This window comes from Shewanella sp. UCD-FRSSP16_17 (genome assembly GCF_001675935.1).
GTDB classification, from domain to species: domain Bacteria; phylum Pseudomonadota; class Gammaproteobacteria; order Enterobacterales; family Shewanellaceae; genus Shewanella; species Shewanella japonica.
On the sequence record NZ_LZFV01000002.1, the window covers coordinates 37,028 to 50,514 of the forward strand.

Annotated in this window: 11 protein-coding genes; 6 read left to right on the forward strand and 5 right to left on the reverse strand. The window is 40.8% G+C overall.

Translation table 11 applies throughout. The features are described from left to right. Positions 1-200: 200 nt before the first annotated feature. Both A9267_RS05055 and A9267_RS05060 read left to right on the forward strand, forming a co-directional pair. On the forward strand, positions 201-749 hold the full coding sequence (locus A9267_RS05055) for a hypothetical protein (protein ID WP_156669111.1): 549 nt from the start codon (positions 201-203) through the stop codon (positions 747-749). A 293-nt stretch (positions 750-1,042) separates the two neighbouring features. Next, complete coding sequence (locus tag A9267_RS05060) at positions 1,043-2,344, forward strand: hypothetical protein (protein ID WP_065108490.1); 1,302 nt, start codon at positions 1,043-1,045, stop codon at positions 2,342-2,344. A 251-nt stretch (positions 2,345-2,595) separates the two neighbouring features. On the opposite strand, the gene A9267_RS05065 is transcribed toward A9267_RS05060, so the two are convergent. From A9267_RS05065 to A9267_RS05075, 3 genes are all read right to left on the reverse strand, one after another. Further along, the gene (locus A9267_RS05065) at positions 2,596-2,997 is read right to left on the reverse strand and encodes a hypothetical protein (RefSeq protein ID WP_065108491.1); all 402 of its coding nucleotides are present in this window, start codon (positions 2,995-2,997) and stop codon (positions 2,596-2,598) included. A gap of 276 nt (positions 2,998-3,273) precedes the next feature. After that, entirely contained in the window at positions 3,274-3,723 is a 450-nt protein-coding gene (locus A9267_RS05070; RefSeq protein ID WP_055026061.1) for a hypothetical protein, read from the reverse strand. 332 nt (positions 3,724-4,055) lie between these two features. Next, the gene (locus A9267_RS05075; RefSeq protein WP_065108492.1) at positions 4,056-4,547 is read right to left on the reverse strand and encodes a DUF1097 domain-containing protein; all 492 of its coding nucleotides are present in this window, start codon (positions 4,545-4,547) and stop codon (positions 4,056-4,058) included. Positions 4,548-5,029: 482 nt separating this feature from the next. Here A9267_RS05075 and A9267_RS05080 point away from each other — a divergent pair, with 482 nt between their 5' ends. Further along, complete coding sequence (locus tag A9267_RS05080) at positions 5,030-6,394, forward strand: coproporphyrinogen III oxidase family protein (RefSeq protein WP_082972209.1); 1,365 nt, start codon at positions 5,030-5,032, stop codon at positions 6,392-6,394. A gap of 94 nt (positions 6,395-6,488) precedes the next feature. Here the strand turns inward: A9267_RS05080 and A9267_RS05085 are convergent, their stop codons facing one another. After that, entirely contained in the window at positions 6,489-7,046 is a 558-nt protein-coding gene (locus A9267_RS05085; protein ID WP_082972211.1) for a TlpA family protein disulfide reductase, read from the reverse strand. 261 nt (positions 7,047-7,307) lie between these two features. On the opposite strand from A9267_RS05085, the gene A9267_RS05090 reads away from it, so the two are divergent. Further along, the gene (locus tag A9267_RS05090; protein ID WP_065108493.1) at positions 7,308-8,198 is read left to right on the forward strand and encodes an alpha/beta fold hydrolase; all 891 of its coding nucleotides are present in this window, start codon (positions 7,308-7,310) and stop codon (positions 8,196-8,198) included. 218 nt (positions 8,199-8,416) lie between these two features. Then, positions 8,417-10,207, forward strand: a complete 1,791-nt coding sequence (locus tag A9267_RS05095; RefSeq protein WP_065108494.1) for an acyl-CoA dehydrogenase C-terminal domain-containing protein — start codon at positions 8,417-8,419, stop codon at positions 10,205-10,207. 90 nt (positions 10,208-10,297) lie between these two features. Here A9267_RS05095 and A9267_RS05100 read toward each other — a convergent pair whose 3' ends face one another. After that, a complete protein-coding gene (locus A9267_RS05100; RefSeq protein WP_055026057.1) occupies positions 10,298-10,876 on the reverse strand; it encodes a thymidine kinase in 579 nt (192 codons plus the stop codon). A gap of 407 nt (positions 10,877-11,283) precedes the next feature. Between A9267_RS05100 and A9267_RS05105 the strand changes: the two genes are divergently transcribed. Further along, positions 11,284-13,419 carry a M3 family metallopeptidase gene (locus tag A9267_RS05105; RefSeq protein ID WP_065108495.1) on the forward strand — a complete coding sequence of 712 codons (2,136 nt, stop codon included), beginning with the start codon at positions 11,284-11,286 and terminating at the stop codon, positions 13,417-13,419. The last annotated feature ends 68 nt before the right edge of the window (positions 13,420-13,487 follow it).

Here is a 13,487-nt window from a genome sequence, read left to right on the forward strand (position 1 = left end):
AGTTTCATTCTTAACAACAAAGCGGTGTTGATTGCAGATATAAGGTTTTCGTTTCTGGCAGGTCACCGCTTTGTTACTGAAGTAACAATTCAGGGTTTAAGCAAAGTAAAATTAACTTCTAAGCTTCAACCAAAAGTCCCATACCGAAGAGGCTTAAACTAAAATAAAATGAAATAATTCTGTAACAAGCAATAAATCCAATGAAAACCCAGACAAATATAGTAAATGGAACTTACGATACTGAAAAAATGTACCTCACGATTGGTAAAGACTCAGTAGAGAAGCACTTTAAACCTTACCGTAAATACATTAGTCGTTATAACATCGAAAAAGAATCATTAGTTAGACTTCAAAATATTAATGGGGTCCCCAATTTAATCGACTGTGATGACAGAAACAAAACACTGGTGATGTCAAAAATTTCGGGTAAAACGCCAGCCCATCTAACCCGTGATAACTTGAAAGATTTGATTGAATTAGTCAATAAAATGCTCGAAGCAGGTGTTGCTCGGCACGCCTTACCCATAAGAGATATCATTGTTGATAATCAGAATAAATTAGGCTTAGTAGACTTCGAACGCTCTACTTTACGAGGCTCAATCATCCGCCTTGATTGGTATGTGGCAAAAAAAGTCACTCACTACCACTTATATCGATTAATTGCTCAATTCCAGCCTGACCTACTTACGAATAAGCAAAGCCAAAAACTCAATGCTGTAACTCGAATTCGACACTTCTTCAAACGCTAGTACAGCGCGCTTTACTAGAAACAGCCGGCGATTGTCATGCTTTAACTGCTTTCAGTGCAAATCAGTCTATTGGTTGATAGCGGTTGTTTTTAATCAAGATTAATCAACCTACAAAATTCACAATATATCGTAAAATCAGTAAATTAGATCGAATTCGTTATTATATTCAACATTAAATATCACCTATTAATTCTGTGGGTTTAATCGTGCAAGTTTTGCATTTTATATTAGGCTTAAAGATTGTCATCTATTGACATAAAGCAGTGATTTGACAAACTTCTAAGGAGAGAAAAATGTCTAAGAAATTAATAGCGCTACTTATCTCAGGTCTATTGCTGGGTTGTGGTAGTAGTGATGATTCAGAAGATCCAGCACCAGAAGCTGAAATACCGCAACCAGAGGTTGAAGAGCCCGCTCCCACACCAGCCCAAGGTATCTTTATCGATAGTGCCGTTATCGGTATTGGATATCGAACAGAAACTCAATCTGGAGTCACTGATGAAGAAGGTAATTATAATTACCTTGAAGGTGAAACTGTCACTTTCTTTATCGGCGACCTAACCTTCCCAGCAACACCAGCATCAGGAATTGTCACCCCTTTTAATATTGCGGCATCTGAAAGTGTTGATGACAATCAAGTAGTAAACATCGCAAGGTTGCTACAAACGCTTGACCAAGATGGCGATACTTCCAATGGGATTACCATTACCGATACCGCAATCGCAACAGCTGAACCGGTTGATTTTAATTTAAGCACAGATGAATTTGCCGACGATCCTGCGGTTAAAACCACTATTGAAAATGGCGGTCAAGATACCGCTGTAACAGACTTGGTTGATGCAGACGATGCTGTCGACCACTTAACCGAACAAGTTGCGGCGAATGGCGTTCAGGTTGGTATCACAGGCACTTGGCATTATCCAGATGACGATAATGATTTACTCACGTTAGTGTTCTTTAACGACGGCACCTATGCGCATTTTGAAGTTGACTCGGAGGATGAAGAGGAAGAGTCAGGAATGGAATGGGGAATGTACAGCCGTGACAGCGAAACCAACCGTGTTATTGCCAGTCAAACATTTGATGAAAATGGCGATACAGGCTTAACAGATTTTACTGACGTAGATGGTGCACCTTTATTATTTGCCGAAGTTATGGAAGAACAATTGGTCCTTTCAATCGACGAAGATGCCAATGACTCAATTGATGAAACACTTAATTTTGATAAGCAAGGCAGCGAGGGTGTTGTCGGCACTTGGTTAGTAAAAGCAACTGATGATCAACCCGGTGATGAAAATGACTTGTTGATGTTGTTATTTAACGATGATGGAACATACATTCATGCAGAAATAGACCTAGATGGTGAGGCCGAAGAGTCTGGCATGGAATGGGGAACCTACAGTATCGATAGTGAAAGCAATATGGTCACAGTAACCCAAACATTTGATAGTAATGGAGACACTGGGTTAACTGACTTTGTCGGTGAAGATGGGCCTTCCCTATCAATGTCGGCACAAGGCAATACATTGCTTTTATATATCGACGAAGATGGTGATGGCGACGTTGATACTCAGATGTTATTCCAGCGTCAATAAACAATGTACACAAGCTAACTCAGTAGGTTCAATCTACACCTTTAAGAATGCGCAATACACGCCATGCTTGAATCTGCTGAGTTTTATTACCCCACCATAATTAAGGCTTTATCATTACGAGTTAATCAATAACGACACATTAATTGGTCGTTAGTAGCGAATACACATGCAATAAACTCAAGTAGCCATTCTTAAAAAATAATTCTTTAGGGAAGCAAGGGGTTTTGCTTCCCTCCTTATCTAACAAACTGCTAAAAATGATACCTAACGCCACCAATAGCCTCTAATTCTACTTTGACATCATCAACTAGGTACAATGTAGGCTGCGCTTCGATGAAAAAAGTAAACCGCTCTACTTTAGTGTGAGCACCAAATACCGCTCTTGCGCCCAATTTAATATCATCATTTTTTTTATCAGCAATCTTGCCGCCCACGCCCCAATAAAAATGTGGGTGGTCCTTAAAATTAAATGTTTTATCTAAGGTAAATGAAAAGTCATCAAAACCCACCCCAAACTTATACTCATTCATTTTTACATTAATGCCTGAGTCGCTACCTACCATTAAACCGACTTCAGGCGCAGCATTGGCCTTAGGTGTAAAAATGATAACCAGAGAAAGCATGATTGAAACAAAGACGGTGACAAACTTCATGATGGACCTTGTTAGAAAATAAAAGGCGACATCCTAGCGAGTTTGCTTTTAAGAGTAAATTTGACGAGTAACATTGGGACATTTTTAAACAAATAACGCGAGTAAAGCGCCAGTATACATAACGATTTCATAGCGATTTTGCATCAAGTGTTTCAATGCAGGGCAAAAATAACACACAATAAAATTGAGGTGTATATGAAGCATGAATGACAAAGTAGCATCTGGGTCGGAACCTATTCAAACTCGTCAGTAAATCATGAACAAGTCCCGATTATCTTATTTCAAGATAATTTCTCGCATTCTATATTCCCCTGTTAAGGTTCTCACTTCGGGGTATTTGGCAGAGATTTCGTTAGACATTTTTTCATCCGAATCACTCCATTTCTGCATAAATTGTTTGTACTTTTCCTTATTGGGTTCAATATCTGCGGCATTGTCAAAAGTCACCACCAGCAACATATTAAAGTCACCACTGGTTGCCAGATCGCTGCCGTAAATTTTCCAATCTTTAATAAAGCCAAGCTCCTTTTGAATATTAACTGCTTTAACCCAGCTACTGCGTAAACCCGCTAAGTAGATATCTCCCATATTGGGATCCACTTTTACCGTGGTCATCATCATGATTTCGCTGCCGAGATCGTAATCTTCATATACTTCTAATCTATCCTTTGAAAATACAGAACTACTAAATAAAACACATAATGCAATTATTAAGGTCTTGTTCATGTCGTTCACTCCTAATTGTCAACTTAATTCACTGGTCGTTTTTTAACCAAATTAAGCTTTAAGAGTATAGTCGAAAGGGTTATAAAAGCAGGAAAAATATAAACCTGAAAGTTATCAGTTCATTAGCCGTGAATATAAAAGAGCATAAAGAAATAAGTCAGTCTAAAGTTATACAAATGACTGAGATTAAAGGATAAAAACCGCACATAAAAAAGAAATAAAAATGAATCTCGAAGTACATTAAACGTATATAAAGTAAAACACCGCCCGAAGAGCGGGTTTTCACCGCTCAAAAACGTATCACTTTAGACTTACATAGAAAGAGTTGTTAATTAAGCATCTTTAGCGGGGGCTGCAGTAAATAATCCCTGAATTTTCGGTGTGATACTAATAAATTGATTGGTCAATAAACTCATGCTGTAACCCAACATGGCGCCCAATAATAATGGCGGTAGAATAGCAGCTAAATCAGCGCCTAATGCAAATGTAATACAGCAGCCAATAAACGCACCTGGGATAAACGCCAGTTTTTGATAACTCGCCTGTAAACACATTGCAGCAGTGGCAACACCGGTAAATGCGTAACCTACCATCGGTGAAATAAAGAACCCACTCCCCGAGATAATAAGCCAACCCCAAAAAACACCTGACAAATTTGTACTCATAGCCATCAGCATGCCTTTAATGCCAGTTTCTGTTTGAGCAAAAAAAGTGCTACAGCTTAAAAAACCAACCCAAGTCACTAACTGGAAAACATCGGCAACCCCAGCCCATAGCGCTGCGAGTAGACCTGCTGATATTGCTATTTGCCAACGATGTTCCATATTGCCCTCTCGAATGTCGCCAAAATAAAACGTAGAGTTTATAAAATAATACAATCAACACGTAATCTACGCTATTTAGCGATGAAACAAAAGTGATCTAGAACAGATTAATGAGCAAAATACAGTCAACCAAAGTGATAAAGCCGCTAGTACATTTAATATTACTAATTCAAGATACACTTATTGTTAAGGATTTTTATCCTCCTCAATGAAGTAAATCTGTAAATCTATCGACAAAACCCATAACACTTGTCACTTCCAAACAAGCTAAAACCATTCATAAACGAACTATTTAAGTGATACCGTTCAAATTTTTACTACAAGAACACCGAGTTTATGTAGCTAATTGTATTTTCTTGCGAGAGCTATCATTTTCTATTCTTTGACTCCTCTAGTCTGATATTCAACAAGTCATCAACAGCAAAGCTGCCTTATTGGACTAAACAAAACCAATAGTCATGACAATAATTTGAGGAACGCCTATGAAAAACTACCTATCAAACTCAAGATTAAATCTTGCGACAAATAGTCTTGACTGGGTCATGGGACACACCATCAAACAATCGCTAAGTCTTAAAGATGCAGTGCCTTTAGATGGAATTCAGCAATTAGCGGTACCAGAAAAACCGATTGAGACCTTATACATTCACATTCCTTTTTGTCATACATTGTGTCGATTTTGCTCGTTCCACAAAATTAAGTTTAATGAAGGCGTCGCTAAAACTTATTTTAAAGCCCTAAGACAAGAAATTCGCACAGTAATTGCACAAGGATACCGATTTAATCGAGTGTATATTGGCGGCGGCACGACCACGATTTTAGAAGATGAATTAATCAAAACTATCGAACTGATTAAATCTATTACCACGATAAGAGAAGTCTCTTGCGAGAGCGATCCGATATACTTTAAAGAAGGTAATCCGCATTTACTTAAAGGCTTAGTGGATCGCATGTCTATCGGGGTACAAAGCTTTGATGACAAGATTTTAAAGGCCAGTGGTCGATTTGAAAAATTTGGTAGTGGATTACAACAAGCCGAATACGTTAGCCGTGCGATTGAAGTAATACCAACGGTTAATCTCGATATGATGTACGGCTTTAAAATGCAGACCCCAGAGACTGTAGCCAATGACTTAGCCCAAACAATTCGTCTCAGCCCAGATCAAATCACCACTTATCCCCTTACCGTAGGCATTGGTCAAAACCGTAAAAAAGCGGGTTGCCTTGCAGGCCAACCCGAAGAACTTTGGCCACAATTTTTAGCGGTAAAAGAAGCACTGGCTGAGCGATATATTATGGAATTCCCATGGACTTTCAGTCGTAACTTTGGCCAACCCGTTGAAAATAAGTATGTATTAGATGGCGAAGATTGTTTCGGTGTTGGTTCAGGTGCTTTCGGGCGTTTTGGCGAGCAGTTCAGGATCTCAAGCTTTGATATCCCTGACTATATTGAGCGTATCCAATCTAATCAAACCGGAACCAGCTACACCAAACCATTAGATAACAAAGCGTTATTACAACATCATTTAATGATGATGATGGGGCATGGACTATTGGATAACGCCCAATTTAAAGCACATACAGGTAAAACATTGTGGCAAGCGTTCCCACTTGAGATGAGTTATTTGATTTCAGCTGGCGCACTGAATAAACAAGGCAGTAACTATGTGACCACACCGGCAGGTCAATTTATTGGTTTGAAAATGTTCTCAGGCTTTTTAGCTGGGATGGACTTCTTACGTGAACAAGCAAGAGAACTGCCCTTATCAATGAAATCTGACAGCGAAGCATCTGCTAATAACTGCATCGCTAATGAAACAAAAACAGATTCAGGCATTATCGTTTAATACAGGCTCTGCGGCTTACTATCTAAGTCGCAGAGCAAACATCCCTTAAATTTGCTTCGACTTTATTAGCTTATAAAAGGATAACTAAACGGTATTACGGCGTAAGGATATATTCTATGGCTTGAGCTAGTTTAGGCGAGTCAGGGTCGGACACTTGTGTCACCCACACCACTTCCCCACTTCGGTTTATAAATACGGTAGTTGGTGTACCTTTAACGCCATATAAGTCGGCCACACTGTCACCATTTATCAGCGTTTGTATCTCTATTCCTCGACTTTTTAACACGCTTTGCGGTTGTGCGCCCTTATCTTCACGAAAACTAATCGCTATCATCTCTAAATCAGTATCTTGATAAGTTTGCCGTAATCTTTCTAAACCAGGTTGCAGCTTTTTGCAGTAAGGACACCAAGTCGCCCAAAAGTGAATGACAACGGGCTTGCCAGCAGTCGATTCAAGTGACCATTGTTTGCCATTAGCATCAAACAGCGCAAAATCGGCGGCTTTGGGAAATTGATACCCTTTATCACCTTGCTCATCAGCGCCCCATGCTAGCGATGACAATAAAATACCTTGTATAACTGCCGCAGTGAATAGTAGCCATTTGGCGAGTTTTATATGGTCACCGTTATGGTGAATATCAATCACATTCATACAGACAAACCTCGGAAATATTAAGAATGATTTAACGCAAATGTCATCTAAATTCTGTCTTAAACGCTCTCTTAAATTCGGCCTTTAATTCGGCCTTGCTTGAGCACCTATATACAGACCGAGCTACCCGCTTATTGCTTTCATCACTATTAACTTTTAACTGAGCTTGTCACAGAAATATGTTCATTTATCCAAGTCATCAGCCATTTTACAAACTGGTCTAATCAGGTTAACTTGGCATAAAAGGTAAATGGAGTTCACATGCCGACATTGACTGACTGGCAACAAGATAGCTATTTTCAGCAATTTTCTTTTGCCAAAGAAGCTGACTATTCTATTTTCGTAAAACATGCAGGAGATACTAATAATCCCGCGTTATTACTGATTCATGGCTTTCCCACCAGCAGTTATGATTGGCAGCCTATATGGCAAAGTCTCAGCGCTCAGTTTCATGTCATTACCTTAGATATGATTGGCTTTGGATTATCAGATAAACCCACCCAATTTCACTATTCGTTCGCCGCTCAGGCCAATTTAATCGAGCAACTACTCGCGTCACTCAAAATAACTAATGTGCATATTTTGTCTCATGATTATGGCAACACAGTCACACAAGAGTTACTGGCGAGGCAGCTGCACAATCAACCCAATTATCGAATACTGAGCACAGTGTTATTAAACGGCGGTATTTTCCCTGAAGTGATTCACCCAATTCTTATCCAAAGATTGTTATTAAGCCCACTCGGCTTTTTAGTCGCTAAAGGAATGGGGTTCAAAGCATTTAAACGTAACTTTGATACCATTTGCACAATCAACATTTCAGAAAGCGAACTACAAAAACATTGGCAGTTGATTAAACATCATCAAGGTGAGCGAGTGTTTCATAAGCTTATTCAATACATGAAAGAGCGAAAGGTGAATCGTGACCGTTGGGTCAATGCGCTTATTGATAACCCAACGCCGATGCGCTTCATTAATGGTCTAGATGATCCTATTTCTGGCCAAGATATGCTTGAGCGATATGAAGCTCTGATTGATACTCCAGATGCTATCAGCCTGCATGATGTTGGTCATTACCCTCAACTAGAAGCGCCAAGCCTAGTATTGAAGCATGCAATGGCATTCTGGCAGCGCCACCAAATTATTGATTAATCTGCGTCAATAAAACCAAGCAATGAATGAAGGATAATGGCGCTCAAGCAACACAAATTATTACCGCTTAAATTAACTGAGTTTTTACTCAAAGTTCGCTAAAGTAGACTAAGTTATAACCAGTCGCTGAAAAACTTATTCAATAATTAATAACAACCACGACGACTCTACAACCACAACTATGGTGCGAAAAAACGCAAAAAACAAAGGACCGTATTATGCCGATTTATCAAGCCCCACTGCGTGATTACCAATTTATCCTATCTGAGCTGCTATCTATCTATGATCAAACCGAACTCGCAGGCTTTGATGAAATAGACCCAGAGCTAACCGACGCTATTTTGCAAGGCGTCGCCGATTTCACCACCGACATCATGTTACCTTTAAATGCCTCAGGGGATCTTGAAGGATGCCAACTTAAAGATGGCAACGTCATTACGCCTAAAGGTTTTAAAGAGGCTTACCAACAATACATTGATGATGGCTGGGCTACGCTCACTTGCGATCCTGAATATGGCGGTCAGGGCTTACCTGAAGTCATTGGCACCTTTGCCACCGAAATGAAAACCGCCACCAATATGGCTTTTGCCATGTATCCTGGGTTAACCCATGGCGCTTATTCAGCCATCCATGTCCATGGAAGCGATGCACTGAAACAAAAATATTTAGCCAAATTAGTCAGTGGTGAATGGACTGGCACCATGAACTTAACTGAATCCCATGCTGGAACCGATCTTGCCCTTCTTCGTACTAAAGCAACCCCCGTTGCTGATGGCAAATTTGCAATCAGTGGCGAGAAAATTTTCATTTCATCAGGGGATCATGACTTAGCTGAAAACATTGTCCATTTAGTTTTAGCCAAATTGCCTGATGCACCAGAAGGGGTGAAAGGTATTTCATTGTTCGCGGTGCCAAAGTTTCATGTAAACGATGACGGCAGCTTAGGTGAAGCCAATCAGTTATGTGCCAGTGCGTTAGAGCACAAAATGGGGATTCATGGTAACTCAACCTGTGTCATGGTGTTTGATGGCGCTGTAGGAGAGTTGGTTGGCGAACCTCATCAAGGTCTAAAAGCCATGTTTACTATGATGAACCAAGCTCGCCTTGGCGTTGGTATTCAGGGCTTAGGCGTATCTGACATCGCTTATCAAAATGCGCTGGTTTATGCTAAAGAGCGCATTCAAGGCCGAGCCCTTTCTGGAGTTAAACAGCCACAACAAGCTGCAGACTCGATTATAGTTCACGGTGATGTGCGTCGTATGTTGTTATCTCAAAAGTCATTCAATGAAGGAACGCGTGCATTAATGGGCCAACAGGCTTTATGGCTTGATCAGGCTGAACGACACAGCGATCCCGTAAAAGCTAAACAAGCGGCAGCGCTTGCAGCCCTTTTTACGCCAATCGTAAAAGGGTTTGTGACCGATCAAGGCTTTAAAGCGTGTGTTGATGCTCAGCAGATTTATGGCGGACACGGCTATATTAATGAATGGGGTATGGAACAATTTGTACGTGATATTCGAATTGCGATGATTTATGAAGGCACAAATGGCGTACAAGCACTCGATCTTGTTGGGCGTAAATTATTATCAGATAAAGGCGCAACACTGACATTATGGTCAGATATGGTTAAAGGCTTTATTGGTGAGCATAGTAATAATGACGCGATGAAACCTTACCTTGCAGGGTTAATGGATGCAGCCACGGATTTAGAAAAAGCCACCGGCTTTATTGCACAGTCAGCGGCTAAAAATCCCGATATGATTGGTGCAGCCTCAATGCCATATATGCAGTTATTTGGCATTAGTGCCCTTGCTTGGATGTGGGCACGAATTGCAGCGACGTCAATTGCCGCCCTTGATGCAGGTACAGATGAGTCTGATTTTTATCAAGCTAAGTTAAATACAGCCGAGTTTTATATGCGATATTGGGGATGCCAAACGCGCAGTTTACGCAAGCAAGTCGAAATGAGCAGCGCGCAAATTGCAACCTTTGATGAAGCCGATTTTTAGTCTGACTTCATACAAGCAATCTATGTGAGCTTTATAAAAAACAGCGCCTTTAGGCGCTGTTTTTGTATTTCTGGAAATAGCCTTTAATGACTAATCCCAGATGAATTCTCTAAAATGCTTACGACACACAGACTCATAGCTTTCATTACCACCAATAGCAACCTGCTCACCTTCACGCATAGGTTTTCCATTACCATCAAGGCGAACGACCATATTGGCTTTGCGACCACAGTGACAAATGGTTTTTAACTCAACCAATTTATCTGCCCAGGCGAGTAGATATTGACTGCCGCTGAACAGCTCCCCTTGGAAATCCGTTTTCAGGCCGTAACACAATACTGGGATATCAAGGTTGTCCACCACATGAGTTAATTGCTTCACTTGTTCTTTACTTAAAAACTGGGATTCATCAATTAAAATGCAGTGTAATTGCTGAGATTCAAGCTCAGCTTCAATCATGGTCGATAAATTATCGTTTGCTCCAAATACTTGAGCATCTGTTTCAATCCCTATTCTAGACGCCACTTTTCCAACACCGTATCTGTCATCAATTGACGCTGTCATAACAAGCGTATTCATGCCACGTTCACGGTAGTTATAAGATGATTGGAGAAGCGAAGTTGATTTGCCGGCATTCATTGCCGAATAATAGAAATAGAGTTGTGCCAAAACAGAAGATCCTTATTGTTATAATCGAGGTTAGTCTACCATTGAATCGATTTAGAGATAAGGCATGTGAGGATTAAATAGCGTGAACTTGCTAGCACTATTCCTTGATGATGAATCCCCTTTACCATCACAGTTAATTTGCTTTCCCTATTGATGGTTAACTCGCCCTCCTTATCCGTTTCTCAAGAGAATATCGCACAAAGCCAAAGCATGACTGATGAAAAGAATGTATTCCAAACAAGCATCTATTAACATAATTTACATTTTGCAATAAATTAGATCACAGTTTTCAAGCTCACTACCAGCACAACATATACAGGCATCACGAAACGACAAAATCTTCATATACGATTAAGAAACAATTGATAAATTGCATAAACAATTATAATTAAGGAAGTAGAAACACAATGCATAAAACAATTGTCGCTGTCGCGATTGCTGCAACACTCGCATTAAGTGGTTGTAGTCATACTCAAACAGAAAACACCACTCAGGGCGCTCAAGTGCAATCTCAAAATCCATTGATGCAAGCAAGCGTACTCCAGTATCAAGCACCTGACTTTAGTCAGCTTAACAATGAGCATTTTCAGCCAGCGCTTGAGCTGGGAATTGAACAGCACCATCAAGAAATCCTCAAAATTGCTGCTAACCCTGCCTCACCGACATTTGAAAATACCATTGTCGCTATGGAAAAAAGCGGTGCATTACTCACTCGCACCTCAAGTATTTTCTATAACTTAACCGGCTCAAACAGCAACCCTGAATTACGTAAAGTACAAGGCATAATGGCGCCTAAGATGGCGGCACATTCAGACAATATTAATTTAAATCCGCAGTTATTCAGCCGTATTCAAGCAATTTATGATACTCGCAATAACAGCTCGTTAACTGCAGAAGAAGTTCGTTTAGTAGAGGTTTATCATCAGCGATTTGTGCTCGCTGGCGCCAAACTAACTGAAGCGGAAAAACAAAAGATTCGAGAATTAAATGAAGAGCAATCAACACTCACCAATGAGTTTGCACAACGACTGTTAAGACTCAGCAAGGAAATTGCAGTAAAAGTAGACGATGAAGCCCAACTGGCAGGTTTATCACAATCCGCTATTGCAGCAGCAAAAGCAGATGCTGAAGCGGCAGGGCTTAAAGGCCAATATCTACTCAATATCACCAATACCACACGTCAACCTGTTTTAGCTCAATTAGATAACCGTGAGCTGCGTCAGCAAGTTTGGGAAGCGTCAGCAAACCGTGGCTTAACGGGTGACAACGAAACCGCTTCATTAGTCGCTCGTTTAGCGCAGCTTCGTGCTAAAAAAGCCAAACTACTTGGCTTTGACACTTGGTCTGATTACCGTTTAGCACCGCAGATGGCTAAAACGCCCGAAGCGGTGTACGACATGTTTGGCTCAATGGTGCCATCTGTGGTGGAAAACACTCAAAAAGAAGCCGCTGATATACAAGCCATGATAGATAAAACTGGCGGTAACTTTACCCTAGCACCATGGGACTGGGCATATTACGCAGAGTTAGTCCGTAAGGAAAAATATGACCTCGACTCAGCGTCTATTAAACCTTACTTTGAGTTCAACCGTGTTTTAGAAGATGGCGTATTCTTTACCCTAGAAGCATTGTACGGTGTTACGTTAAAGCCACGTCCAGACTTACCGGTTTATCACCCAGACGTAAAAGCTTACGAGATGTTTGATGAAGATGGCAGTAGCATGGCTATCTTCTATGCAGACTACTTTGCTCGTGAAGGTAAACGTGGCGGTGCGTGGATGAGCTCGTTTGTCGGTCAATCTGAGTTATTAAATCAAAAACCTGTCGTCGTAAATGTCATGAACATTAAAAAGGCGCCAGAAGGCCAGCCAACCTTTGTGAGCTACGATGAAGCGACCACCATGTTCCATGAAATGGGCCACGGTACTCACGGTATGTTCTCTAAAGTGAAATACCCATCTTTAGCAGGTACTGCTGTATCTCGTGATTTCGTTGAATTCCCTTCAACTTTTGAAGAGGACTGGGCTGCGCACCCTAAAGTACTTGCAAACTACGCTAAACACTACGATACAGGCAAACCTATTCCAGACGATTTACTGCAAAAGCTATTAGCTTCTCGAAGCTTTAACCAAGGCTTTGACACCTTAGAATACATGTCAACTGCGCTGCTTGATCTAGAATGGCATGCACTGGATGCTGACACGCCGCTGCAAAATGTTGAAAGCTTTGAAGCTGCTGCGCTTAACAAACATGGTGTCGACTTACCAGCAGTACCACCTCGTTACCGCTCAACTTACTTTGCTCATGCCTTCCCTGGGGGATATTCAGCTAGTTACTATGCATACATGTGGAGTGAAATTCTTGCTGCTGATGCCTTTGCTTATGTGCAAACTCAAGGTGGGCTGAATCGAGAAATCGGTATGAAGTTTAGAAAAACTATCCGTGAAGTCGGCAATAGCGTGCCGCCAATGGAAGCCTATCAAAACTTTAGAGGCCAAGCCCCTACCACTGACGGCTTGCTTGAGCGCCGTGGCTTAAAGTAACTTAGCTCAGGTTAACGAGCAAAAAAATGCCACTCAATTGAGTGGCATTTTTATTGTTAGATTTTAGC

Bases quoted from the DNA above. Each gene is read 5' to 3' on its own strand.
- A9267_RS05070 (WP_055026061.1), bottom strand. From the start codon at position 3,723: ATGAACAAGACCTTAATAATTGCATTATGTGTTTTATTTAGTAGTTCT.
- A9267_RS05085 (WP_082972211.1), bottom strand. From the start codon at position 7,046: ATGAATGTGATTGATATTCACCATAACGGTGACCATATAAAACTCGCC.
- A9267_RS05075 (WP_065108492.1), bottom strand. From the start codon at position 4,547: ATGGAACATCGTTGGCAAATAGCAATATCAGCAGGTCTACTCGCAGCG.
- A9267_RS05105 (WP_065108495.1), top strand. From the start codon at position 11,284: ATGCATAAAACAATTGTCGCTGTCGCGATTGCTGCAACACTCGCATTA.
- A9267_RS05080 (WP_082972209.1), top strand. From the start codon at position 5,030: ATGAAAAACTACCTATCAAACTCAAGATTAAATCTTGCGACAAATAGT.
- A9267_RS05065 (WP_065108491.1), bottom strand. From the start codon at position 2,997: ATGAAGTTTGTCACCGTCTTTGTTTCAATCATGCTTTCTCTGGTTATC.
- A9267_RS05060 (WP_065108490.1), top strand. From the start codon at position 1,043: ATGTCTAAGAAATTAATAGCGCTACTTATCTCAGGTCTATTGCTGGGT.
- A9267_RS05055 (WP_156669111.1), top strand. From the start codon at position 201: ATGAAAACCCAGACAAATATAGTAAATGGAACTTACGATACTGAAAAA.
- A9267_RS05090 (WP_065108493.1), top strand. From the start codon at position 7,308: ATGCCGACATTGACTGACTGGCAACAAGATAGCTATTTTCAGCAATTT.
- A9267_RS05095 (WP_065108494.1), top strand. From the start codon at position 8,417: ATGCCGATTTATCAAGCCCCACTGCGTGATTACCAATTTATCCTATCT.